General features: G+C 59.1%; 18 protein-coding genes, 9 pseudogenes and 1 other annotated feature. Of the genes and pseudogenes, 6 read left to right on the forward strand and 21 right to left on the reverse strand.

All coding sequences use genetic code 11. The features are described 5' to 3' along the window. Positions 1-226: 226 nt before the first annotated feature. The 5 genes and pseudogenes from X727_RS1000000167110 to X727_RS1000000165745 all read left to right on the forward strand — a co-directional run. A pseudogene (locus X727_RS1000000167110) lies at positions 227-439 on the forward strand (ATP-binding protein); the annotation flags it as partial. Between the two features lie 283 nt (positions 440-722). After that, positions 723-997: pseudogene (locus X727_RS1000000168665) on the forward strand (tyrosine-type recombinase/integrase); the annotation flags it as partial. Between the two features lie 64 nt (positions 998-1,061). Then, positions 1,062-2,202 (forward strand): annotated as a pseudogene (locus tag X727_RS01000000165070) (IS4 family transposase). Positions 2,203-2,422: 220 nt separating this feature from the next. Further along, positions 2,423-3,175, forward strand: coding sequence for a hypothetical protein (locus tag X727_RS01000000165075; RefSeq protein WP_050591326.1), 753 nt, complete (start codon positions 2,423-2,425; stop codon positions 3,173-3,175). Between the two features lie 36 nt (positions 3,176-3,211). Beyond that, on the forward strand, positions 3,212-3,502 hold the full coding sequence (locus tag X727_RS1000000165745) for a hypothetical protein (protein WP_031204710.1): 291 nt from the start codon (positions 3,212-3,214) through the stop codon (positions 3,500-3,502). A 479-nt stretch (positions 3,503-3,981) separates the two neighbouring features. Here the strand turns inward: X727_RS1000000165745 and X727_RS1000000167125 are convergent. From X727_RS1000000167125 to X727_RS138530, 8 genes and pseudogenes are all read right to left on the reverse strand, one after another. After that, positions 3,982-4,181 (reverse strand): annotated as a pseudogene (locus X727_RS1000000167125) (transposase); the annotation flags it as partial. A gap of 206 nt (positions 4,182-4,387) precedes the next feature. Next, positions 4,388-5,611: an acetyl-CoA carboxylase biotin carboxylase subunit family protein gene (locus X727_RS0134645; RefSeq protein WP_031204711.1), complete on the reverse strand. Its 1,224-nt coding sequence runs from the start codon at positions 5,609-5,611 to the stop codon at positions 4,388-4,390. A 57-nt stretch (positions 5,612-5,668) separates the two neighbouring features. Beyond that, positions 5,669-6,460: pseudogene (locus X727_RS1000000169195) on the reverse strand (transposase). A gap of 508 nt (positions 6,461-6,968) precedes the next feature. After that, complete coding sequence (locus tag X727_RS138550) at positions 6,969-9,662, reverse strand: lyase family protein (protein ID WP_023835142.1); 2,694 nt, start codon at positions 9,660-9,662, stop codon at positions 6,969-6,971. Next, positions 9,659-10,720 (reverse strand): cysteine synthase family protein, encoded by a 1,062-nt coding sequence (locus X727_RS138545; RefSeq protein WP_031204713.1) that lies wholly within the window; start codon positions 10,718-10,720, stop codon positions 9,659-9,661. Before X727_RS138545 ends, X727_RS138550 begins: the two co-directional genes overlap by 4 nt. Positions 10,721-10,725: 5 nt before the next feature. Further along, on the reverse strand, positions 10,726-11,772 hold the full coding sequence (locus X727_RS138540; RefSeq protein WP_031204714.1) for a hypothetical protein: 1,047 nt from the start codon (positions 11,770-11,772) through the stop codon (positions 10,726-10,728). A 288-nt stretch (positions 11,773-12,060) separates the two neighbouring features. After that, positions 12,061-13,310: pseudogene (locus X727_RS1000000167130) on the reverse strand (IS3 family transposase). Continuing rightward, positions 12,910-13,026 (reverse strand) — a sequence feature (AL1L pseudoknot). It overlaps the preceding pseudogene by 117 nt. A 152-nt stretch (positions 13,311-13,462) precedes the next feature. Then, positions 13,463-13,654, reverse strand: a complete 192-nt coding sequence (locus X727_RS138530) for a hypothetical protein (RefSeq protein WP_023835146.1) — start codon at positions 13,652-13,654, stop codon at positions 13,463-13,465. 897 nt (positions 13,655-14,551) lie between these two features. Here X727_RS138530 and X727_RS138525 point away from each other — a divergent pair. Beyond that, entirely contained in the window at positions 14,552-15,004 is a 453-nt protein-coding gene (locus X727_RS138525; protein ID WP_023835147.1) for an Lrp/AsnC family transcriptional regulator, read from the forward strand. Between the two features lie 325 nt (positions 15,005-15,329). Here X727_RS138525 and X727_RS01000000165090 read toward each other — a convergent pair. The 13 genes and pseudogenes from X727_RS01000000165090 to nifN all read right to left on the reverse strand — a co-directional run. Beyond that, positions 15,330-16,279, reverse strand: a pseudogene (locus X727_RS01000000165090) (1-aminocyclopropane-1-carboxylate deaminase); the annotation flags it as partial. 54 nt (positions 16,280-16,333) lie between these two features. Further along, positions 16,334-16,522, reverse strand: a complete 189-nt coding sequence (locus X727_RS1000000168145) for an IS3 family transposase (protein ID WP_245274209.1) — start codon at positions 16,520-16,522, stop codon at positions 16,334-16,336. Between the two features lie 19 nt (positions 16,523-16,541). After that, a complete protein-coding gene (locus X727_RS01000000165095; RefSeq protein WP_155923617.1) occupies positions 16,542-17,180 on the reverse strand; it encodes an IS3 family transposase in 639 nt (212 codons plus the stop codon). 693 nt (positions 17,181-17,873) lie between these two features. Next, positions 17,874-18,185, reverse strand: coding sequence for an exopolysaccharide production repressor protein (locus tag X727_RS138520; RefSeq protein ID WP_280806444.1), 312 nt, complete (start codon positions 18,183-18,185; stop codon positions 17,874-17,876). A 41-nt stretch (positions 18,186-18,226) separates the two neighbouring features. Beyond that, on the reverse strand, positions 18,227-18,544 hold the full coding sequence (gene fdxB / locus X727_RS138515) for a ferredoxin III, nif-specific (RefSeq protein WP_023835153.1): 318 nt from the start codon (positions 18,542-18,544) through the stop codon (positions 18,227-18,229). 222 nt (positions 18,545-18,766) lie between these two features. Beyond that, positions 18,767-19,027, reverse strand: a pseudogene (locus X727_RS1000000169205) (DUF269 domain-containing protein); the annotation flags it as partial. A 4-nt stretch (positions 19,028-19,031) separates the two neighbouring features. Further along, a pseudogene (locus X727_RS138510) lies at positions 19,032-19,439 on the reverse strand (TlpA disulfide reductase family protein); the annotation flags it as partial. A 206-nt stretch (positions 19,440-19,645) separates the two neighbouring features. Next, positions 19,646-19,972: a hypothetical protein gene (locus X727_RS138505; protein WP_023835155.1), complete on the reverse strand. Its 327-nt coding sequence runs from the start codon at positions 19,970-19,972 to the stop codon at positions 19,646-19,648. Between the two features lie 804 nt (positions 19,973-20,776). Beyond that, complete coding sequence (locus X727_RS138500) at positions 20,777-21,421, reverse strand: universal stress protein (RefSeq protein WP_245274210.1); 645 nt, start codon at positions 21,419-21,421, stop codon at positions 20,777-20,779. Between the two features lie 340 nt (positions 21,422-21,761). Further along, on the reverse strand, positions 21,762-22,541 hold the full coding sequence (locus tag X727_RS138495) for a response regulator transcription factor (RefSeq protein ID WP_023694354.1): 780 nt from the start codon (positions 22,539-22,541) through the stop codon (positions 21,762-21,764). 27 nt (positions 22,542-22,568) lie between these two features. Further along, positions 22,569-23,048, reverse strand: coding sequence for a NifX-associated nitrogen fixation protein (locus X727_RS138490; protein ID WP_023835158.1), 480 nt, complete (start codon positions 23,046-23,048; stop codon positions 22,569-22,571). Between the two features lie 16 nt (positions 23,049-23,064). Further along, on the reverse strand, positions 23,065-23,562 hold the full coding sequence (nifX, locus tag X727_RS138485) for a nitrogen fixation protein NifX (RefSeq protein WP_023835159.1): 498 nt from the start codon (positions 23,560-23,562) through the stop codon (positions 23,065-23,067). Beyond that, on the reverse strand, positions 23,528-24,910 hold the full coding sequence (nifN, locus tag X727_RS138480; protein WP_023835160.1) for a nitrogenase iron-molybdenum cofactor biosynthesis protein NifN: 1,383 nt from the start codon (positions 24,908-24,910) through the stop codon (positions 23,528-23,530). Before nifN ends, nifX begins: the two co-directional genes overlap by 35 nt. Positions 24,911-24,912 lie beyond the last annotated feature (2 nt).

Here is a 24,912-nt window from a genome sequence, read left to right on the forward strand (position 1 = left end):
TTCAGTGAGACCATCCGTGTGACCGATAACGGCGCGAAATCTTTCAGCAATATGTCGCGCGAGCTATTGGTAAATTGCTGACTTGGTAGGGTTGTAGTGTCGGCTTAGCACCAAATGGAATGGGGCGATCTCACTCAATCCGCGCGCACCGGCCTCGTGCGGTCCGGCTGATCGACATGGCGGTGGGCCTTAGCCCTGGCGACGCACTTGTCGATGAGCCAGGCGCAAGCAGGCGCGCTCCATCAAATACCAGCTGATCGTCGCCAAGCTGCCGCTCGCCAAGAAGATCGAGGAATTCGACTTCACCGACACGCCGGTCAACGAGGCCCTTGTCCGCGAGCTCGCCAACGGCACCTTTGTCGCCGACCAGCGCAATGCCGTGCTCATCGGCGGCCCCGGAAGCGGAAAGTTGCATCTGGCGATCGTCATCGCGCGTGCAGACCCGCAACGGTTCACACGGCCGCTTCTTGTCTGCTTGATCGGCACACCCTGCTTCGACAATTCCAGAATGGCCTCGTTTGTCTCCTGGCGTCGCAGATATCCTTCATATTGCAGCCGTTCGGCGTAGGTGAGAAGCAAGGCTGCATTCGGATGCCCGCCATATGACTATTGCAGCGGAGTTTATCATCCATCTAATGCCTCTCCGCGGCTTAATTGGCTCTACGGATGCGGTATAATTATCTTTACAGACTGCCTTGCGCTCGTGCCACTGATTTGCCGGAAAGGGTATCGCCCATGTCTTGCGACACAGCGCTGCCATGGGTTGCTATGGGCGGGCGTCGATTGCTGCGTCATTGCCCTGTGGCTGGGCCATGAGGCGATGGAAACGACGCTGGCCTATCTTCATGCACATCTTGAACTAAAGGAATCCGCACTCGCAAAGCTGAAGCCGTACGAACGCGCCATGGCCGAGCGATTTCGACCAAACGACCGGCTTCTGGAATTCCTGAATGCCCTCCACTGCTGCCCGGTTAAATTGGCTGGACAGGTTGCATGACATTGATTTCTACTCGATTTCAGACGTTTCGCGGCGTTTGGGACACGAGCAGGAGATCAATGTCATGCGGCATCACAATAGCGTTTTTCATTCGCTCCTGAAACATGTTCCGTGGGCGTGTTCGATCGGCTTGTGGACAAGCATAAAGCCGATCACAGGGTGGGGCAGCTGACCAGCAAGGGTCAGTTCCTGGCGCTGTTGTTTGGCCAACTGTCTGGGGCAACAAGCCTGCGCGAGATCGAGGCGGGGCTGATGAGCCACTCGGCCCGGCTCTATCATGTCGGTGGATCTCCGGTAGCGCGACGACACTGGCCGATGCCAATGCTAGGCGGCCGGCAGGCCTTTACGCCGAGCTGTTCGCCCACATGGCCGCTCTCGCCAACCGAGGCACCCGCCGGCAATTGGCCGATGCCGTGCGCATCCTCGATGCCACACGGGTGCAACTGTCTTCGCTCAGCAGCGGATGGGTGAACACCATCAAGGGCGCACGTGCGATCAAGCTGCACATCGTCTTCGACCCGCGCACCCACGCTCCACTCTCGGCAAGCTTCACCGCCCTGAGGACCAACGACATCACCCCGGCCAAGGCGATGCCTGTCGAGCCGGGCATGACCTATGTGTTTGATCTGGCTTACTACGACTTCGCCTGGTGGGCCGCGCTCGACGCCAAGGGCTGCCGCTTTGTGTCCCGCTTGAAGACCCACACCCACCTCGAGGTGACCGCCGAGCAACCAACGCCCGAAGCCGACAATATTCTTTCCGATCGCATCGGTCTGCTGCCGCAGCGCATGGCCCGCTCGCGCCGCAATCCCTTTGCCGATCCGGTGCGCGAGATCACCGTGCGTATCGCAACCGGCAAGATCATCCGTCTCCTCACCAACGATCTCGATGCTTCAGCTGAAGAGATCGCCGACCTCTACAAAGAGCGCTGGCAAATCGAACTGTTCTTCAAGTGGATCAAGCAGAACCTCAAGATACGCCACTTCCTCGGCGCCTCCGAGAACGCCGTGCGTATCCAGATCTTTGTCGCTCTGATCGCCTATCTGCTTCTGCGTGCCGCTCAGGCCACCCAGAAAACCGTCAGACAGCCCTTGGTATTTGCTCGCCTTGCGCGTCTCAACATCATGCACAGACGCTCAATCGACGCCCTCAAGACCCCACCGCCAATCGAACGCGACGACAGTCAGATGCTACTAGAATTTTAACCGGACAGCAGTGAATGCCCTCTGAGCATGACCCAACTTGAACAGTTGGAGGTGAACGGATGGCGAACACTGTGTAAGCGGGGCAAAACCGGTGGCTGACGCGGCGTTATGACTCGGGTGTATCGGGTTAGAGGGGTGGCGGTTTGGCGGGCGGGGTGATTTTGTCAGGCCATGGCGGAGCCACCAGATTCTCGAAGGCCGCCCTGCGGACCTGCTCGACATGATCCTGCAGTTGCGGGCAGAGGTCGCCGGGCTTCGCGCCGAGAATGCGGCTCTGAAGGATGAGATCCGGCGTCTGAAAGGTCCACCGCCGCGCCCGACGCTGAAGCCGAGCGGGATGGAGCAGTCGTCCAAGCGGAGCTCACCTGCGGCAACGGGTCCGAAGCGGCGTGGCTCGAGCCGGGCGATCGTCACCGAAGAGCGCCGTCTTTGTTATGAGCCGCCACCGGGCTCGCGGTTTCTGGGGCGGACAAGCTTCGTTGGGCAGGATCTGACGATCGGGGTGCGGGTGGTCCGCTATCATCGGGACCGCTGGCGGTTGCCGGATGGCCGGATGGCCGGCGCTCCGCTGCCGGACGGGGTCGAGGGGCACTTCGGATTGGCGCTTCGGCGTCTGGCGCTGTCGCTTTATCACCATGTTCAATCGACCGTGGAGCGGATCGTCGCGTTGCTGCGCGACTTCGGCGTGTCGATCTCCAAACGCCAGGTCGTGCGGATCCTGACCGGCAAGATCGACGCCTTCGTCGCCGAAGCGAAGCAGGTTCTGACGGCCGGGCCCGCTTCGGCCGGTTGGGTCAGCGTCGACGACACCGGGGCCCGCCATGGCGCGGTCAATGGCGTGTGCACGCAAATCGGCATGACCGGTTCGCCGTGTTCACGCCACCAAGTCGAAGGCCGGCTGAACTTCCTGCAGCTCCTGCACGGCGGGTCGCCCCGGTGGGTCCTGAACGCCTCACGCGCGCCTACATGCTAGAGCGCGGGCTGCCGGTGATCACGACGGATATTCTGCATGCCGGGCGCGAGCCGTCCGGGTTCGAGGACGCGGCGTCATGGGGACGCCCATCTACTCGCCCATCGCCTGGAGCCCAAGGATGGCCCTCTGGACTCGTTCCGCATCGCCAGCGAAGGCGCATTGTGGGGCGGTCTGACCCAGGCGAAGACCCTCGACGGCACCGTCATCCTCAGTGATGGGGCGGGCCAGTTCGCTATCGGCGAGCACGCGCGGTTCTGGGTCCATATGGAGCGGCAGATCCATGCCCTCGTTAGCTTCATCGAACCGCAGCGCCGCGCCAAGGCCTAACCTATGCCGAGGGCCGGCCGATCTGCAGCGAGATGATGGTGCCCGGCAACACCGCTGACGTAACCGTCCTTTTGCCAGTGGTGCCTGCGAACGCGCTTCGGCGTCACACGCGCCTGCGTTGTCGCCGATCGCGGCATGATCAGCGCCGATGCCATCGCCGCGCTCGAAAAGGTTAGCGGGCCCGCGAACGCTCGAGCAGCATGATCCACAAACGTCGTGCTCAAGGACGCGGCACCGATGGTTCCGCTCGCTCTCGAGCGCCAGCGCGGTGAAACTCAGTTGCGGGTCAAAGAGGTCAAGATCGGTAACGACCGCTACATCGTCGGTCGCAATGACGCCGGCCGAGAAGGACAAGCCGACCGCCAGGCGATCATCGCCGGCTCGAGGCACAGCGCAAGAAGGGCGACAAGCCACTGGTCGGCAACTCGGCCTACCGGCCTTACCTCAAGGCCAGCGGCAAGAACTCCAAGATCGATGTCGGCAAGGAAAATGGCACTCCAAACGCCCTTGGCCGACCAGCGCTGGAAACGGTTGTAGAGGGGCTTGCGCGATCCATAGACCGACGGAACGTCGGCCCACGTCCGCCGCTCTTCACCACATGAATAATGCCGCTGATCACGCGGCGATCATCGACGCGCGGCTTGCCTCGGGTGTCGGTCGGCAGATGTGGTTCAAGCAACCCAAACTGCTCATCGCTGAGCCAGAAATATTCGCGATCATGAAGTGGTCCCCCTCAGAGACCCGTGAATCACAATCCCGCCGTCAGAGGAACCCCCCTTTTATGGGTCCGGACCCTAAGTTGTGTTCGCCGACAATCACCTATTACTTGGCGCCACCTCTGCAAGTGCGGCCATCGTGAGCCCCGGACTGCTCCTATTCGCCAATTTACACAAAAGGTGTGATTGACCAATCGATCAAGTCGACGGCACGCTCAAGTATGGACCGGGTCTGCGCGAGGTCAGGTGAAGCAGCAATGATATATCCAACAGAGTCTCGGAAATCGCCTTTTCTGACGATTGGCGTCTTAGGTACAACATGCAATTTGACCTCGGTTACGCTTGGCACTGCAGCAGCCTCATCGTCGCCATCAATCCAATCGAGGGTACCATCGCAATCAGGTATCAGGATCCGCGCCGCCGCAATCTGCGAATGCCTTTTGCGCAAATCCCATTCGCAGCCGATGACAAGCTTGATGTGCTCCTTGATGAGATCGACGCCGCAGGCGGCTTGAACCAGCTGAGGACTGGTCCCACCCGCTAGACGCGGATTGACTTCAATGACGACCGGACCATTGTCCGTCCACCGGAGATCAATGTTCGTTGGTCCCCAGCCAATATCGAGAGCTTGCAAACAGCTCAGCGAAACATCCGTGATGCGCCTATGCTCATCAGCGGTCAGCGCCGCCGGAAAGGTGTACTCAAGACCGACGAAATGCGAATTGTTGCCGAAGTCAACGGCGGCAATTCCAAAGATCTCGTTGCCCATTAGCTCAACGCTATAATGGGGACCTTGTGCGAACTTTTCGACCAGTATCCTTGGTGAAGAGAGCCATATGTAGTCCTCGCCCAAAAGATAGTGTGTATGTTCAGTTAGCTCGTCGGCGTTGTGGCATAGTCGGACACCTCTACTGCCTGATCCTACGGCTGGCTTAACAATAACCGGCAGACCTATCTCAGCAGCGGATCTCTTCACGTCGGTCGCATTCGCCGCCAAGTGATAAGCAGGCATTGGAACGCCGGCCCGGGCGAGGATCTGATGTTGCGTGAATTTGTCGCGGCAACGTTCAATCGATGCGGGGTTCGGTCCCGGTAGATCGAAATGCCGGCAGAGCTTGCTGATTGTTGCCGGGACGGACTCGTCGAGGCCAGAAAAGCCAGTGATGCCAGCGATCTCATAGGTCTCACGCAGTCTACAACATTCGCGGATCAGCGCATGGAGTTTGCTTGTATCGACCCGGACTGCCTCAATGCCCTCTACCGCAAGATAGTCGTACTGAGTTGGATCTGCTGATAGGGTAATTGGACAGAGACCAAGGCGCTCGGCCGCGTTCAAATATAGTGAACCGATACTCCTGTGGCCTTCAATCAAAATAATAGCTCTTCTTGCCACTGGTGTTGACCCTCCGTTGTGCCGTGTGGCGACCTGAGCGTGAACAGGCATCAGTTCTTAATCCGTTCCTGACCTCAGACTTTGCCGTGGGGATATCACCGAAAGCTGCCTGCAAACGTAAAGTTTCTGCAAATTTAGTTTGAAAGGATCCTGCCAAGCTTCTTCCAAGACTGGCTCTCGAAGATTAGTGAGTACATGAGCGCGGCGCGGAGTGTCGCGTCTGCGGCAGTGCGGACACCGTGTTGGTGGCGGCTGTGCGAGAGCGTTGAGGATTGCCTGGCGTATGGCCGGGGGCTTGGCTGCGGTGGAGGGCTGAGGATTCTTTTTTCCCCCTCGGGGTTGGTCTTGTAAGCACGATGGTCGTCGGGCACGGGCGAGCCGGGCGGGATCGCTTGTCCAGCTCTCGGAGAGAAACAGCCGCAGACCAACCATCACCGGCACTTCACCCGATGCCAGCGTCAACGACACCAGCGTCTGGCAGTTGGCGTTTCTTGCCAAGCGCCGACGCATATTGCGGTGCTACGCCGACCGAGTGGCGCCCTTTTTTCGGCAGGTGGTATCATCCACGATCAGCCAGGCATGGTCACCGCCAACTTGGCTATCGGCTTCAGCAAGTAGCGCATCCTCCAGTGATGCCGCGTCCCATACGCCGCTCGCGATGAAATGGTGTAGTTGGTCATAGCTGACACCTGAGCCGCGGGAGGCCATCGGCGGCATCCTCTTGCGATCGCCAGGGCCGACCAATCCCACCACATAGGCCGGGCACATCCGCGCTCTCGTCTTATGCCTCAGCGCCGCGACAAATGGTGCTAGCCAGCGCTCCAAATCAACTTGCCAGTCCCCATCCATAGTCAGGCCCTGCAGAAGCCGAGCCCTATGAATCTGGAGGGTTCTGTGTAATCGCGGGCGCGATTGGGCGGGCACTCACGGGTCGCGACTACATTGAAGCCTGATTGAACTGAACCGCGGGATGGCGGGCGGGCTATGGGGATTTAGGGTCGACGGTGTGTCCGAGGCGCCGGAGCGGGCTCGCCGATCGCTCTCGGGCGGTCGCCCGTCGTCGCGATGCAGGACCATCTGCGACGCGAGAGACGGCGCCATTGGTGGTTGATGCTGAGGTGCAGCGTTGCTGGCGACAGCCAGGCTGCGACTTTGACTAACTGCGCGCAAAGGCCCTTCGGCGACTGTAGCAGACGCCCGTGCGGCGCTACAATCAACGTGAGAGCGCAGCGTCAATCAGGATGAGAATGCCGGTGGCTATGGGCGTTCGATTGAGCCTGCACCCCCGTAACCAGGCATCTGCAGCGTCTTGGAAATGCTAGCCTCCGGAGAGGAAAGCCACATATTCAACTCTTTTTTAAGTGGCTCTTTCCTGCCAATCAACGAGTTCTGTCACTCGTCGTTTGCGATGCACCTCGGCGCCCGCCCAGCGCTCCCGTATCTCCTCACATTTCAGCTGCATTTCCCGAAACAGCGTTTTTGCTACAGAAACCTGGACGTCTGTTGATCTTTTTCCGGGTCCTCCTCCGAATTGCAGAGCGTCCCTGCACTCTTCAAGACTCGCCGGCAACACATCAGCGAGTTGGTCGGCCAACTCGCTTCGGCGCTCCGCGGCGCAGCGATCCAGAGACGCTCGCCTGGCGATCTCACCAACTAGTGTGTGGGCCTTCCTGAAAGGAACGCCTTGCGATGCCATCCGTTCGGCGGCGACAGCCGTCATCGATGATCCGTCTTGTAAATTTTCGCGCATCGACCTCTCGTTGAAAGACATGAACTTCACGATTAGCGACGTGAGGGCTAGGGCGCGCTTTAGCGCTTCTTCTGCAAGGCCTAATGAAGTGCAGCCGTAGTTGCTCACCTCGATCGAGTTACTGAAAGGTGCTTTGCAGGTTGCCGTTGTTGCAGAAACGTATGCGCCAATCACGGTGCTTGCCGATCCCTTGATGTGTTCAAGCAGAAACGGGTTCCTTTTTTGCGGCAGCATGGAAGAGCCGCCAGCAAGATCGTCAGGAACGTCGATAAGTGCGAATTCCCGCGTCGTCCAAACTTGCAGGTCCTGGGCCACACGGCTGAGCAAAATTGAAACGCCAGCGAATAGCGAAAGCGCTTGTAGGTGATGGTCACGGCTTGCAACGGCATCAAGTGAGTTGAACGGAGGCATTTCGAATCCCAGCAGATTTGCTGTCTTTGTGGGATCTATGGGCACGCTGGTGCCTCCGCCGGCGCCAGCCCCCAGAGGGCAGTTCCGGATTTCTTCCAACAGGCAATGGAGGCGCTGGCGCTCGCGCCCCAGAGCGAAGAAGACGCCAAGGAGGTAGTGCCCTGGCGATCCGGGGAGTGCGATCTGATACTGACTGTACAAGGGGGCCAGAAGTCTCGATCCCTCATCCACTCGCTGAAGCAGGGCATCTTGTACAGTTCCGATCTGTTGCGAGATGGAACACGCAGCTTCCCGAAGGGCCAGGAGAGAAATGGTCGCGTTCAAGTCGTTGCGGGACCTCGCAAGGTGCAGCCAGCCGGCCATTTCGGGGCCAGCTCTAGCGCCAAGTTCGGCCTCGTAGGCCAGATAGAGGCCACGCGGAGCATCGCGGCCCTCCAAAGACTGAAAGCCCTCATCTTGGAGGTCGACGATGTGCTTGAGGAGATCGGCCGCCCCTGCCTCGCTGACCAAGCCCTGGTCCGCAAGCATCACCAGATGTGCTTCGTCTATGGCCGCCTGGTAACGCAGAAGGCGACCATCACGCGTGATTTCGATAGGCGGAGCGAGCAACTTCATCGCTTCGGGATGCAGGGTCCACCTGCGCTCGCTCGCGTCTTGCTTGTCCGGTTCGCCAGCAGCCGCCTCAATATCGATTACAACGGAATCGATCATCCGTTCAGCTGCCGCGGCGGCGACATTGAGTTCATCAGCGAAGCCGATAGCGTAGGCTACCCGGTCTCTGAAGTCGCCATTTATTTGAACTTCCTGCCCCTCAGATTTCAGAAGACCCGCTTCGGCCACTGCTGGCTCTGAATGTCGAGAGAAGCCCAGGCGTTTAAGCTTCCCGGATATGTGAGCAAGTCGGAAACGGATGGCTCCAGCCCTTGCGCTCGCGCGTGGAGGCGTGAACCCTTCTCCCGCGTAAAGTCTAATCACCATGTCAAGGATTGACGTGCCCAAGGCGCGCGAGAGCATGACTGGAATCATTCCTCCAGCAAGCCTGGGATTGACCTCAATGATGACGGGGCCCGACTCCGCTATCACGAACTCAACGTGAGCCGGTCCAAACTCCAAGCCGAGAGCCGATACCGCGCGAGCGGCAAAATAAGCCAGTTCTTGGAGGGATGGCTCTGGAAGCGGGGCCGGGAAATCGTGCCCTACCTCGACGAAGCAGGGGCCCGGCCCTTTGTGCTTGGCAAGAATTCCAAGGCAGTGCAGCGTCCCATCATACGCAACTATCTCTGCGGAGTATTCCTTACCCTGCACATACTGCTGGATCAGGATGTCGGGACTGGCCAGATCCACTTGATCCACCAAAACGTCCTTTGCACTCTCAAACGCCTCGACCGCGGCTGCTGCACTGTCGCACAACCGCACGCCGCTACTCCCACTGCCGGACACCGGCTTCACGACAACTGGCAGAGTGACTTGGGTAAGAATGTCCTCAACGTCTGTGATGGATGTGGCCAGCCGAGTGTCAGGGATCGCGATTGATTGTCGCTTTAACTCGGCCGCTTGCTTCCATTTGTTCCGGCAATTAGCAATAGCCTCCGGATTCGCTGCTGGCAGCCCTATCGCCGTCGCGACACGTGACGCTGCTCCCACAAAATAGTCCGACGACGAATATACACCTGCCAGCCTGCCTAATTTGGTGGCGACCCCGATGAGGTCATCCGGGCTGCGGGTCTCAGCTTCGATCACTTCAGCGACCGAGTCCTTAAGAAAAGGATAGCGCGCAGGATTGCGCGTAACGAGATAGGGCTCAAAGCCCAGGACACGGGCCCGCTTCATCAATAATTCGCCAGTGCCCGTTGTGTTGCTTTCCACGAAAAGGAAGCTACCTCGGTTCATGATGACGCGCCCTCCGGGACGTCTAGGACAGCTTTCCGGCTTTTCCGCTTCCAGGGATATCGGTTCCATGGTGGGAGGGCAGTCGAAGGGTGATTTTCGGTGGCCGGCGCATCCAGCAGAACACTGTCGTATGCACATGCGTTCTGCTTGAGCCACTCGCGGTCGTATGCAGCTTCGACGTAGCGGTGGCCTTCATCAGGACATATGGCGACTACGGTCTCTTCTGGATACCGCCGAGCACGCCAGCGCCCCACGATGTAGCTCGCTCCGGAGGTCGGACCGGCGAAAACGGCGTGCCGCTCGTGGAGGGTTCGCGTTGCAGCAAATGCGAGCTGTGCGGAGATGAGATGCACCTCGTCATATAGTTCATGTTTGACGTTCTTGGGGACAAGACTGTTCCCCAGCCCTCGCAGTTTACGTTCGCCGTCCTGTTGGCCAAAAATGACGCTATTGAAGGTGTCCACTCCAACCAGGCGCGCGCCAGGGGCCTTTTCGCGGAGACGCTCTATCGTTCCGCAAGTAGAGCCGCCTGACCCTACAGAACCGACTAAAGTTACGTCGGCACCCAACATCCCCGATATCTGATCGGCAAAGAACTTATACGCTGCGGGGTTGTCGGGTGTTTCGTATTGCTGGGGCCAAAAACAGGAGTGCCCCCACTTTTTCATCCTAGCATGTAATGCGTCGAGGCGGCTTCTTTGATAGCCACCCTGCTTCGCCTTTTCAGCTATTATGAACACTTCGGCTCCCAAGGAGCGCAACCTGTTTTCCAGGCCTTTGTCCATCACTGGGTCTGTGAAGATTTCCAGCTGGAAGCCACGTTCTCGGCAAACCACGGCCAAGCCCAGCGCGAACGTTCCGCTCGAGGTCTCGAGAACTTTCATGCCATGCCTCAAGGTTCCTCGAGCCAGCGCTTGCTCAATGATGTACTTCGCAGGGAGAAGCTTCATGAACGCAAACTGTGCAACATAAAGGTTTGTCTCACACCTAATAATACTGGGGAGAGCATAGGCATCAGAATAGCTAGAGAATGGCAGGCGCTTGTGAACGGCGTTCATATTCCTCATCGGCAGCCAGTCATGGTCAGATATATTTTTGGCGAGTTGTCAAACTGCGATACATGGGCGAGCACGGACCGAAGCTTCCGTGGAAAATCAGCCGCCATTCGATCAAGCAGGATTCCAATCATTGTGCCGCTGTGCGCGACTATGACCCCGAGAGCGTCAGTGGCCTCGGAGGCTTTCAGCATCGAGTTCAGATGCTCCTTTGGGACCCGCTCCTGATGCAGGAGCGCGCTGGCCGTAGCTATTCTGCCTATCGTGGCCGTATCACCCCGCGGAATTGCGATCCGCGCGCGGTCGAGTAATTGGTGATATTCTGCTCTATGACTGGCGGAGATTTCACCTCGCCGTTGATCATAGTCGAGGGTTTCGATTGTCCCTCCTTCATCGATCCCAACGATTGCAAGCGGCGGCATTTGACCTAGGAAGGAGAGAAGTCTACATGCTCGCTGCTGATATGCGACCACTCCTGGGTACATCACCCCGTCGGATGGCTCTATCTCCGCCATTAGCTTCTCAATCAATGATGTCCGGACTCCGCGCTTGAAGCAGCAGGCGATTGACCTTGCAGCCGCAACAAGATCCGCAGACGAACTCGCCAGCCCTTTGCCTTCGGGGAGCTCAGATTGCAAAAGGAGGCTTCCTCCTGAGACACCGAGAGCAATCACGAGATTCTCAGCTAGTCGTTTTGCCTTGAGTTTATGTGGTGGATAAACGGTTACGGATCGTGTGCCTGCAATCGGCATAAAGTGAGCTCGCGCAAAGACCGCGATGGGCATCGTGACCAAGAAGTGAGGTTCGCCAAGAAGGGAGCCGGCCGGCAACTGGCCTTGGAGCAGCTCGCCGAATGTGCCGCAACAAAGAGCCTCGCCATAATGGATTCCTGGCTGCTGTCCATCCTCGGCGATAAGCTCAGCCGTGCCTCCGAACGTCTGGTGGCACGTGTATGGCCTCCAAACTGCATCGGCGGCGGCTTCCAGAAGTGTAGTCGTGATGCTCCCCCTGCTTCCTGCTGAGTCGATGGAATAGGTGGAATGCTGGATCGGCATATCACATCCCCTAAGGTACGCTGTATTCGATTTGCTGCTAAGAAATGAGACTTTGATCATCGGAGTGCGGGTCGTTTTTCATTTGGACACTTTAAAGTACCTAGGCGCTTGGCTGTTTGGCCTCAGACTTTGAGGTGAACGTACCATTGGCAGCGATTTGCGGTTGCAAAGATTCTATGAAATTACTTGTAGTATCTGTTGCACTGAACCGCCCCGGGTTTTCCGGAGGCCGTTTCGTTTGAGTCACGCGGCTATGGCTGGTTCATCCAACATGGCGTAGTAGCGTTCCTAGGCTTCGGCCGGCGGGATGTTGCCGATGGGCTCCAGCAGCCGGCCATTGTTAAACCAGTCGACCCATTCGAGCGTGGCGAACTCGACGGCCTCGAATGAGCGCCAGGGTCCGCGTCGATGGATCACCTCGGCCTTGTAAAGACCGTTGATCGTTTCGGCGAGAGCATTNGGTCCGCGTCGATGGATCACCTCGGCCTTGTAAAGACCGTTGATCGTTTCGGCGAGAGCATTGTCTAAGAGTCGCCGACACTGCCCACCGAGTGTTCGACGCCGGCCTCCGCCAGGCGCTCGGTGTATCTGATAGAGACGTATTGGGCGGCCTCTATCGCTGTGATGGATGAGCCCGCCTCCCTGCACGGGCCGCCGATCATGGAGAGCCTGTTCCAAAGCGTCCAGAACGAAGCTGGCATGCGCCGTCCGGCTCATCCGCCAGCCGACGATCCTTCGCGCATAGGTGTCGATGACAAAGGCGACATAGACGAAGCCCGTCTAGGTCGCGACGCAGGTGAAGTCGGAGACCCACAGCATGTTCGGCGCCGGGGCATGGAACTGGCGATTGACGTGATCGAGAGGGCAAGGTGCGGCCTTGTCGCTCACCGTGGTGCGGATCGGCTTGCCGTGGATGATGCCCTCAAGACCCATGGCCTTCATCTGGCGGGCAACCGTGCAGCGGGCGACATCGAAGCCCTCGCGTTGCAACTGCCGACAGACCTTGCGAACGCCGTAGACGCGGAAGTTAGCCTCGAACACGCGTTGGACCTCATCCTTCAAAACCTCTTCCCGCTTCACCCTAGCCGACAGCCGGGAGGGATCGATGCGCTTGGCGACATGGTCGTGGTAGGTCGACGGGGCGATCGGCAGCACCTTGCAGATCGCCCCGACCCGATGCGCCTGGCGGTGACCGTCGATGAACGCGATCATGGCTTGAACCGGCGGTCGAGCTCTGCCTGGGCAAAATACGCGGAAGCCTTGCGAAGGATCTCGTTGGCCTGGCGAAGCTCGCGGTTCTCGCGTTCCAAAGCCTTGAGTTTCGTCGCAACATCCGTGGAACTCCGGCGCGCACGCCACTGTCGCACTCGGCCTTCCTCACCCCACTCATGCAGCGTCTGCGCCGTGCAGCCGATCTTAGCGGCGATCGACGAGACCGCCGCCCACCGCGAGGCATGCTCGCCTTCGTGATCCAAAACCAGCCGCACCGCACGGGCTCGCACCTCGGGAGAGAACTTGTTGGTCGTCTTGCTTGTCATGGCTCCACCTTCTCAGGAGTTGGAGCCTCCGATCAACCCGGGGCGGTTTCCACCCCTGATTGCTGGCGGCGCCGCATGGAACGTCTCAGCGAGTTTCGGTGGGCGCGACGTTCAAGGGACACCGGTTTGAGCATTCAGAGATCCTGCTTTGTCTACGGTGGTATCTGGCAGTCCGGCGGGATCATTGGGCCCCCACGTACATCGCGGATCACCCGCGACAGATGCCCGGCATCGACGTCATGCCCCGCCCGGTCGCCCACGACGCTCTCGATGGAAGCCTCCGCCGCCTTGTTCAGTGCCGGCTCTTCCATCGCAAGCGCCGCAAAGCCGGTGGCCGACGCCATGCCTTAAGGCAACACGAGCCGTATCTTCCGATCAGACGCTCGGGCCAGTCATAGACCTGGCAACGCGCGGCACCGTGCCTGCGTGCCACCTCGGCCACCCGCGCGCAGGGCGGAAGACTCTGCACGAGCGCCACGCCTTCGTCGAACGCTGCCCGCCGGCCGTCAGACCTGCGACTAACTCAAGCCAGGAGCAACCCGGATCGTGTCCCGCGGCGTGGCGTCAGCACCTCCAAGAGACCAAGAGAGGCTTCTTGGCGTGTTCAAATCGACGGATCCATGCGAACGGAAAGAGGCTACGGAGACAGGGCTTTGAACCTAGGTTAACGCGAAGCAGGATTGAGGCAAGGGAGTCAGTGCTCCAGGGTGCGCGGCCTTCCCGATATGAAAATCCAGGCTTACTCTCACGGCTCCGGCCGTGAACCTCAAGTGGCTGGCAGCCGCATATTTGGACCAGCTCCTTCGCATGGTATTCCGCTGCTCCGGATCGAGCCGTCGGTAGCAAGACGAGCGGTCTGAGGGTCACGCCAAACCAAGGCGGACCCCGTCTCAACTCAAAGCCGTTCGCCCAAGCGGACTTCTTCAACGGGCACGCCTCACTTCATGAGGAATGTGCTGGCGCATGCTGGAAACGGCAGAGTGGGGCGTGCTGCCAAAACGCCACTGTTGACCAGGCGCATCACACAAAGCCCGGGTTTGAATTGCCGTCAGCTTACGAGACGCCCTTCCGGCCGATCTGGGTTGAATCCGGAAGGAGCGCATTTTTGATCAATGCCGGAACCATGAATACTTTTTGTTTCACTTTTGTGGGCGGTTTGAAACAAACGTTGCGGAGAACTATGAAATTGTTAAGATTGCGAAGTAAATATTAAATCTCCAAGTATGGCTGGGCATCAGAGCGTGGACGACCTAGACAAAAGGATCCTGACGGCGCTACAGAAGGACAATCGGCACTCCTTTGCCGACCTCGCAGAACTCGTCGGTTCTTCAGCTGCCTCATGCATGCGTCGAGTGAACAAGTTGCGTGCGGAAGGCGTAATCGTTGCGGATATCTCACTCGTGGATCCGAAGGCTCTTGGCAAATCGCTTACCATTGTTGTGACGGTTGAACTTGACCGTGAACGTCTGGACCTTGTCGACGACTTCAAGCGCGGGATGCGCGCAGCCAAGGAAGTAACTCAGTGCTACATGGTGACGGGCGACGCCGATTTCGTCCTAATCGTAGCGGTCGAGGACGTCGAGGCCTTTGACGTCTTTGTCAAGACAAAGCTCTATACCAACCCCAACGTGCGAAAATTTAGGAGTATGATCAGCCTTGATCGTGTTAAGTTCGAGCCCCGGGTCACGGTATAGCTTTCGGCGGATTGCGATGAAGCCATCGATCCGAGCCGCCTTTGAAGCGCCCTCACTCCAACATCTACGGTCTCCAGAAAGTCCAGAGTTTGCAACGGGGCTCTAGCAGAACCCAATGAAAGAAAGACTTTCTACTCTCTTGACTAGCACCTTCTGGTGTCCTTTGGCTTTTTCCCTCTACCGATTAAGACATTCCGGATGAACTGGATCCTCTTCGCCTTGGGGGCAGTCAACAGCTGGCTTCCTCGACTTGCTAAGACCTTCGAAAACTTTGAGCGCTTTGCCGGCACAGCACGACGGCAAAATCGCAATCTGTCAAGCGTCCGCCGTTGCGGAAGGTGTAGCTGTACCCGTTGATGGCCGGTCCGCCGCCGAGATGCGCGCAGAGCACCCTCGATCCCTGTGGAAGGAAGCCTTTCTGGACAAGGTCGATCATCGTTGCATGGATTTGCCCTCGTAGACGGGATCGGTATTATACGCTCGTGCCGCGCACACAGGCGGATGGCCTGCTTCGTTGCCTCGGACGGAAGGCCGTAACCGGGACAAGCGTACCGCTCGAGCAGCAGCACGTCATCCTTGACGATTTCCATGCCAAACTTGACGAGCTTCGCAGTATCTCGGGCAATACTTAGCACCTGCGCCTTGGTTTGGGCGGGGTGGCGGAGGCATCGATACCGAGCACGTTGCGCTGCCGACCGTCCTTGGCAAATCCGACGACCATGCCGGCATGCGTCGAGTCCATGACCGTGCAAACGACGATGTAATCGGAGGCAAACCCAAGCTGTTTTTCCTGGGCGCGCATTTCTCCGCGAACCCCACATAACCGAGGCCGCCGTTCGGGTGAACAGACGCCCCGGCTCGTATCGGATAGTGGTCTGCCGCCCCTTGACCTCGCAGAGCGCTTGTTTTAACTGCGGCGGATGCCGATATCGAAGCCTTGGTCGACAAGGCGCACTTCTGCTCCCATGATCCGGCTCAAGAGAATGTTGCCGACCCGGTCGTAGACCGCATCCTCATGTGGGACCCAGCTCTCGTGAACCAGGAGGCATTTCATGCGATCTTGCCGGCGACCGCGGCGACCATGCGCGTATGGTTGGATTGCACACCCCCGATGGTGACGAGCGTATCGGCGTTTGACGCGATCGCGTCGGGGATGATGTATTCGAGCTTGCGGAGCTTGTTTCCGCCGAACGCGAGACCAGAGTTGCAGTGCTCGCGTTTGGCGTTTTCCACTTTGCCCCCCAGATGCCTGGAGAGGCGATCGAGCTTCTCGATGGGCGTGGGTCCAAATGTGAGCGGATTGGAGTGCGCCCCTCGGACCGGACAGGGTCAAGCCGCAGTTTTGACCATCTGCCGGGCGTGTTGGTCCTCGAACTGTTGCGGGCTGAGATAGCCGAGCGCTGAGTGCAAGCGGCGGGTGTTGTAAACCTCATCAATGAAGCGGGGAAGGTCCTCAGCGACGTCAGCGAAGGTTTCGTAGGCTATCGGATAGACGGCTTCGACCTTCATCGTCTTCATGAAGCTTTCCGCTTTCGCATTATCGTAGGGATTGCCGCGCCGGCCCATCGATCCAATAAGATCGTGCTCGGCGAGAACGTTGCGGTAGAGGAGTGCGGCATATTGGGCCCCGATCCGAGTGATGGACGCAGCCCGGCGGGGGTTTTCGTCGTTCGATTGCCGCCTTCAATGCTGCAACGGTCAAGCGCGCGTCGATCGACCGACCGATGGCGTAACCAACGACCTTGCGTGACCAGGCATCCAAAATGACCGCGACGTAGACGAAGCTCGCCGCAATCGTCACGTATGTTGTGTCGCTCACCCAGAGCTGGTTCGGGCCGTCGGGTGTCAAGTTCTTCGCCCGTTTCGGGAAGATCGGCAACTCGTGATCGCTGTCCGTAGTGGCGACGAAGCGCCGCCTGATCCTGGGCTGCAGATCGTGCTCGCGCATCAACCGTCTGACCTTCTTGTGGTTGACGACGATGCCGCGCTGCCGCAGCGCCGCCTGCATGCGGCTATAGCCGTAAGCTTCGAAGCCGTCGGAGATCTCACCCATCGTCTCGACGAGCGCTGTGTCATCCACGGCGGTTTCGGGCTGATCGTAGTAGGTTGATCGCGCGATCCCCATCAGCCGGCATCCTTCAGCGATGGAGACACCGCCGGGCCGGTGATCACGGATGTAGTCCCGCTTCTCGGACGTGGTGAGCTTTTCAGAGCCCCCTTTAGAAACTCAATTTCCAAGGCTTGCCGGCCTACCAGCCGCTCCAGCGCTGCGATCCGCGCCTCATAGGTCTGCATCGTGTCGGCCGCCGCCACGTCTTCGTCGAAGGAGCCGGCCTCGTATTTCTGAACCCAGATACGGATCAGGTTACGCGGCAGTTCGTGCCGTCTGGCGAGACCATGCAGCGTCTCGCCGGACGTTTGAACTCGATGCTATGCGTGCGATAAGTCACCTTCCATCCTTCGAAAGCCCGGCTTCCAAGTCAATTCTGCTTGTTCATCCTGTCCGGTCCGAGGGGCGCACTCCAGATTGCGTCCAAACATGTCCAGCATTTTCTCTCCGGCAACACGCGATGGAGCTGAATGAACCATTCACGATTCATCTAGAGGCGTCTTTGATTTGACGTCATCTGCATTTCCGGCGCCAGAAGAGTCCCATTACGATTTCCAGCGCCTCGTTCGTCTTTGAGAGTCGCAACCGGCCTGCGAGAGAACCAATGCGTATGGGATTCAAGAACTGCATCTCCTGGTTACTTAAATGAGCGGATTGCGGTATACCCCAACTCAAGCTCAGTATGCCTTCTAAAATCGCTCAATGTTCATCGTCGATCCAAAGTTTCTCCGGCTTGAGCACTGACCTTGTCATGTCGCCTCAGGGCAGCAGCAGCGATATGGCCAGCATTTTATCGCGCTGGATCAAATCTGCAGATTCATTCGTTACCTCATCAAAGTCTGGCGGCAAGTATCCAACTTCCTTGCAACTTCCGAAATGCTCAGCCCTTTGGCCAACTCGGCTAACGCAGCCATACCGCCAGATCAGAAAGAGCACGCTTGCGAAGTACGCCAGCTGAAGGAGCAGCGAACAAGCCATCGTCGTGACGACTACTGCGCCGATTGAATGAGATGCGAAGTAGACAGTCAGTGCAGTGCTGCACAGCACCACCCCCAGGACTCGACAAAACATTCTAAAGGGCAACGCCGTTCTCCTGGTTTTGTCTCCTCAGATCACGCTGCGACCTGATCGGCCGCAACATGGGTCTGGCAGTTCTTCGGGCAGACGCGGGCGCAGGCCCCGCAGCCAATGCAGCGGCCCGCATGATCGACGACCATGATCATGCGATTGAGCTCGCCATCGAAATCGTCGTCTTCGCCGTCGCAGGCGCCGAGGATTTCACCCGCGTCATCGACGCCGTAAAGATGCATGACCTCGCGAGAGCAGACTCTGAAACAGCGGCCGCAGCCGATGCAGGTCGTGCCGTCTATAGCCGTGAGATATTCCGGCATCCATCCGGAGCCGTCGCGGGTGATAAATGTGTTCGTCATCGTAACTTCTTCATTGCGAGCGCTCTCTTGGCACCATCCAACTCGGCAAAACCGCCGACGTTTCCTGAGCAACTTCCTCTATCTCAGTCCATTTTCCCGGGAGATCATCTGCAAGGTCGCGCAATTTTCATCTTGGCAACTGCCGCGCGCAGCTGAAGCTTTCGGACTTTCTTCCCCATCTCATCCAGCTTTGACATAGATCCTTCCTCGAAATCGGTTTCATCAGGCCGGCGCCACGTCGGGATAGGCTTCAATGGCTGCGGTCGCATCGTCGACCAGTTTCGTTCCGGCCTCAGCGAGTTGCCGAAGCGTCTCGAAGCCGAACCGGTGGATGTCTCGACAGAGCGACCAACCGCCCGGCCGTGAAAAGCAATCGCCCGAAGCCCCATGGGTTTCATCTTTGTTACTGGGATGTCATCAGGCCGGAGCGCGCTCCTCGATCGCGAGCGCGACAGCGGTGTAGAACATGTCGAGTCTCCACAGCCCGACCGATAAAGGCGATGCAGCTGTCTCGGTCGACTACGAACGAGGTCGGAATCCCGACGCAAAAGCTGGGTTCCCTCCAAAGCTTTTTCATTTCGCCTGTGAAGTCGGACGCAATCCGATGATTCAGATCCGGGCACTTTTCGGCCAACCACGCGTCCAACTTGGTGCGAGCCTCAACGGCCGTTGGAGCATCCTCATTAGCCGCGACGCCGACGACCTCAAGTCCGCTGTCCCTGTATTTTTCCTGGAGCCGCATCAGATCGAGCATCTCCGCGATGCATAGTTCGCACCAAGTTGCCCAAAATTCGACGATATAGACTTTGCCGGGCTGGAAGTTCACAAGGGGCTCGCCACGCAGCCAGTCTTCCATTTTGATCGAAGGAGCCGGTGACCCCATCTGCAATACCATGTTGTCTCCAAAGCTGTTGCCAAAAGTTGCGTGACCTTATGCGCAAGCTTGTTCCCCCTTTGAGACGGCGCACGAGGGTTCAAGGAATGGAGAGAATCGCTCGTCTTGCGCATCTGCGTGCAGTCAGCCTTCACTCAGTGTTGCTGAATCTCAATTCGCAAAGGCCGTGCCAACGCGCTCAGCGCGCAGTAAACGTTTGATATACTTTAAAAAACTTTGGGGGCGCCCAAGATAGCCGGTTGTATTAAACGCGACATGTTTTCTGCCATTGTCAGGTCTTGGACACGCATCACGCGCTTCGCGTCGCCAGAGAAGCGTGGCCACGGACGACTCGACATATATTCGGGCTGATGGACGAGCAGATGGACATCGTTGACTGCGTTGGCTACCGCCAGGCTCGTCATCATCGTCGGCCTCAAGCCTTGCTTGAGCTTCTTGCCATCTCGGTCGCTCACGTGGTAGCAGAACGCCATTGCGATTGGAGGGCCGCTCCATCCGAGCATCGCCTCTGCCCTACCCTTCCGCTTTGCCATTGATTTCCTGGCTCGCGACGCAGGAGTTCTTCACGAGGCCCGGTCCAGCTGCGGGTCGCGAGTACCGTCATCACCAGATTGACGATGACGATCGTGGCGAAGAGGGCCAGATGAGTGCCGGCATATGCCGGCCGGTGAACTCTGCGGGATCCCTGCTTTGTGTTTACTTCTGTGTTCCCGGTGCTCAGGTGCAACGGGACCTCGCGGCGCGACGTGAGCGTTGGCGGAATTGCAAACCCAAAGACCGCTCGGTCGCAACGCAGGTTGGGCCGGACCAACGGGAAACGCTGGAGATGCGGCTGTCCGCCACTAACCCGGGCTACCATCCCAGAGATGACAAGGCGATTGATGCCTTCGTTCGCGCGGACGCCGGCAAGAGCCCGACCGTCCCGACTCGAAGGTCGGCGCCTTGGCCACTGCACGGTCGTTGCGGTGGTCAGCTCCCGGCCAGTGGTGAGGGAAATCGTGATAACGCCAATACGATGCGGCTACGGTCCGAACGCGGCCTGCCGCGCTGAAACGACGCTCTTTCTCGACCTGGCGCCGACCTGCGAAGCCCCGGTTTTGACTGCATTGAGGAGCGCCTGTACCTCTGCCGGCCGTTGGTGTCCGCGTTACGGATCATCTCGGTCGAGCAGAACCCCCAACGCGAGACGTCCGCGATGTTCTCGGCGACAGCGCGTGCAGATTGGCTCCGAGGAGCTTCGCGAAACTTGCGCGTTTGCCGCGGCCTTTCTCCGACTTGGCATCAGGATACCCAGGGGAGTAGAGCTTCGAAGAGCATCGGTGCTGCTTCAAAACCCGTCAGCGAGCCAAAAACAGCGGCAATGGCGGCTTCCCCACTATCCATCTCGTTACGCCACCGAAGAGCCGCTCGCGCAGCCGTCGGCTGCCATAAGCGCCCATCACGATCACGTCGGCAGACGTGTCGATTGCGTGCTGCGCTAGCACCGTGGCCACCGGTTTGCCGCGGCTCGCCAGCCGGTCGACCAAAACCCTAGCACCGTGCCGAGTGAGATAGGCAGCGATGTCGGCTCCCGGCTCGGCGCCGTTTCCGGTGCAGGTCGCCTCCGGATCGACGACTGCGACCCGAACTTCCTCAGCACCGGATAGGAGATCCAGCGCTTCCCGAACCGAACGGGACGCCTCGACTCGCGAATCCCAGCCGACCAGGACGCGCCGCGGAGACAGAGTCGCCTCAGCGCCCTCCGGTACGACAAGCACCGGCTTTCCCGTATCGAACAAGCTGCCGTTGATAACAAGGGGTCCCAGACTAGCCCCATTGAGAAGTGCGGGGCCGACGATTGTCAGGTCGGTGCAGAGCGCCCGCTGTCGCACCGCGTCACCGACGCCAGCGTTGTCGCAGTGTTCGGTGTCAACATCATAGCAGCGCCACGTGGCTCTCAGCACTTTATGAATTTCCCTCGATGTTTTTTCCAGGTTGGCCATGTCCTGTGAAAATTGTTCCCGTGCGGTAATGTGGTGTGCGCGATGTCTAGGCCACTCGGGGATGCGACCGCCCAACGGCGGAGGGGACCCAATAAGCGGAGGCGACATCAGGAGCGGCGGAGGCGATATAATTAGTACGGAAAGATACGCGCCGACCTCGGCGCACAAGCGAGCAGCTATTGCGACGTCCTGATCGGAATGGTCAGCTCCCGTCACACTGAGTATCTTCTTGAAGGCCATTTGACTGCTTCCCCCTGAGATTCGCGGCCGTAGCGCGTTTTCGAACCGCAAGACTTGCCTTCCAACGAAGATGGAGAGTGGCACACCGTCCGTTCGCGATTTAGTCGTCCAGCTTCTCGAGCGAGTAGCCCGCAGACCTGACAGTATGAATGACGCTACCTGGCGAGGCCGCCTTCAGCGCCTTTCTGATCCGGCTGATATGGACGTCGACAGTGCGTTCACCGACATGGATATTGTCTGGCCAGGCCGCGTCGATCAGCTCGTCTCGGCTGAAGACCTTGCCGGGAGCCTCAAGAAATTGCCGCAGCAGGTTGAATTCGAGAGGTCCGAGATGGATGTCGTGGCCATTACCTCGAACGCGGTGAGCATCGAGCTTCATCTCAAGGCTGCCGCAACAGAGCCAGCTGCCGTTTTTTATCCCGTTTGAACCCGGCTGTGGCAGCGCCAACTTCGTGCGTAGACAGTCAAGCAGCTTGGCCGGTGCGAAGGGCCGCACAAAGCTCTCGTCAACACCTGCCTTCAAGAGATCGAGGTGCTGGTTCTCGGCGCCGGGCGCGATCAACGCAATGACAGGCAGGCGGCCGGTCCGGGGCTCCCCCTTGAACCGGGCGCAGATTGTGGAGCCTGCCGCGCTTGCTGGCCCGCAGTCCAGCACGACCGCCTGGAGCTCCCGTTGATCGGCCAATGCAAGTGCTTCCTTCACGCCGCCTGCCGGCTCACTCGTGAAGCCGTCCACCCCCAGAATGTGGCTGAGGAACAGATACAACTCCGCATCTTGCGAACAGATCAGTACCACTGGCTTCATCAGCGCTACCCCAAGAACCACATCGGCCTCGACCGCCTCGATTGAGAGGGCTCGCATGTCCTCAAGGCCTGACATGATCCCCTCGATCGAAAATCGGTTCCATCACGCCCGCGCCACCTCGGGATAAGCCTCAATGGCTGCGGTGGCATCGCCGGCCAGTTGGGTACCGGCCGCAGCGAGTTTCCAGAACGTCTCGAAGCCGAACCGATGGACGTCGCGCAGGGTCTTGGACAGAACGACCAGTCGCCCGGCCGTGAAGAGCACGCGCCCGAAGCCCTCGTGGCTTATCTCCATCATCGGCGATGCCATCAGGCCGGAGCGTTCCTCAATCGCAAGCCCGACGGCGGTGTAGAACTTATCGAGCCTCCACAGCACGTCCGGATCGGGATCGCCGATGATTGGAACTGCACGGCGCTGTTGCCTGGTGATGATGAAGTCGCCCAGCAGCTCGGCGTCCGATTTGCCTTCCCATGACCCGTGGGAATCATTGGCACGAATCAGCCGCACGAGGCATTTGACGAACGGGGTGGCAAGGGCCGCCTCGTCCTCGGTGGCGGCAGGGCTAACAGCGGCTTCAAACATTTCGCCCACTCCTCATTCAGCTTTCGTCCTCGAAGGAGGGTTTCTGTTCAGCGACTCCTGCCTGCGCCAGCACCTTGCGCAGCCAAGGGGGAGGACACGTCCTGAGCATCATCTTCGTGCGCAACAGCACCTCTTGGATGGTCTGGGGCTGCGGCACTTTGATCGGATGGATCTTTGCGGAAACAAGTTTGGCTGCCGAAGGTCCGCCGATCGCCAGACAAAACAGGAGATGACAGCCCTTCAGCGCCTCCACCTTCGGGGTGATGCGGTCATCGCCCTCAGTTCGGTGCTTCCCGCTCTCGTCGGAAACGTCGTCGAAGGCCACGGCTTCGACGAGATTCCACTCCTCGCGCGTCACGTCGTAGACAGCAAAGCGCCTGGCCGACCCGAAATGGGCGTTGAGGTTCTTCATGTCCTGCGTGGCGATTGCCACGCGCAATGCGCCGGCTTGGCGTTTCGGCGCCGGTGCGCGAACCTCGTCAGTGACGAGCGAGAGGCGACGAACGGAGCTCATCTGGGATTTCTCGCTTACGGAGTGGATCAAGCGCCTCAGGCGTCGGCGCGTGCCGGTTGGCTTCAAAAATGTTGGCAACCTCGAAGATCAGGTCGCGGGTCCCCTGGTAGAGGATTGTGAGCTTGTGCTGGCTGCCGAGCCGGTCGAAGACCGGGAAGCCGACCCGCATGAGCGGAATGCCGAGGCGCTGCGCCGCCTGGCGACCGTGGGAATGAGTGACGAGAAGATCAGCGCCGGCGCCAAGAGCTTCCAAATCACCGAGATCGCCGATTTGAACCGACTGCGCCGGCACTTCCTCCAGAATTTTCGACATAGCGGCCGTTGTGACCGCCGCCGCGATTTCGGAGCCCATGCCGATGAAGAAGCTCGCGAGTTGGTAGAGTTGGTCTGGTTCAGCAGCGATCGCAATTTTCTTGCCTCCAAAGTGGAAATGTCCGTCGAGCAACGCGTCCTGCAACTGCGCCCGCCGACGGCGCACCCCAGCCGGCGCCGCCTCGCCCGAAACTGCGGACAGCTGCGATACGAACCGATCGGCGTCCCTCAATCCAGTCAACGACCGGAACAGCACGTAAGGCACCCCGGTCAACCTATGCAGCACGTCGGCCGGGCGGCGCATATGCTCACCGATGACGATGCATTGCCCTGCCGTGCCAAGCTCGCGAATATCCTCCACGCTGGTGCCGCCATAGGTGGTCGTGACCCAACGGTCGGGCACCGTACCGTCGAGCGAGCCGGAGACGTCCGGCAAAATCACCGGTTGCAGTCCAAAGCTCTCAACCATCTCACGCAAATGCTCGATGTCAGCCACAGTGAGGTTCCAGCCAGGCAGGATCACGATCTTCTTCGATTGCCGCGCCTGCTCGCCGGGCCGTGTAATCCCTTCGATCATCGCGGTGACAGCTTTGGCCCAGCCCTCTTCGATCGCACCATCGAAATCTGGCGTGTTGGCCAGTACCACCTCCGTACCCGCGAGCTCTTTGGTGCGCTTCAGCCCGATATTGGCGATATCTCCTGCGCAGTTTTCGCCCCGGGTTTCCACCAGCGCGGTCGTGCAAACCCCGATCAGCGTTGGCTTTGTGCGGGCCTTGAGGTTGAGGATCGCCTCTTCCAGATGGTCTGCCCCGCCGAGGATCGTTGCCACCTCGTCCATCGCGGTTGTCTGCAAGGGAATGGCTTCCTTGAAATGTCGCACGAAGAGCACGAGCGCGAAGCTGGTGCACCCCTGGCTGCCGTGGAACAATGGCATCGCGCCGTCGACGCCAAGAAAGGCCAAGGCGGCACCCAGCGGCTGCGATGACTTCAGCGGATTGACCGCCGCCGCTTTGGTCTGGGGAAGGATGCGGCCCATTG

Origin of the sequence: Mesorhizobium sp. L103C105A0, assembly GCF_000502215.1 — a bacterium.
Classification (GTDB): domain Bacteria; phylum Pseudomonadota; class Alphaproteobacteria; order Rhizobiales; family Rhizobiaceae; genus Mesorhizobium.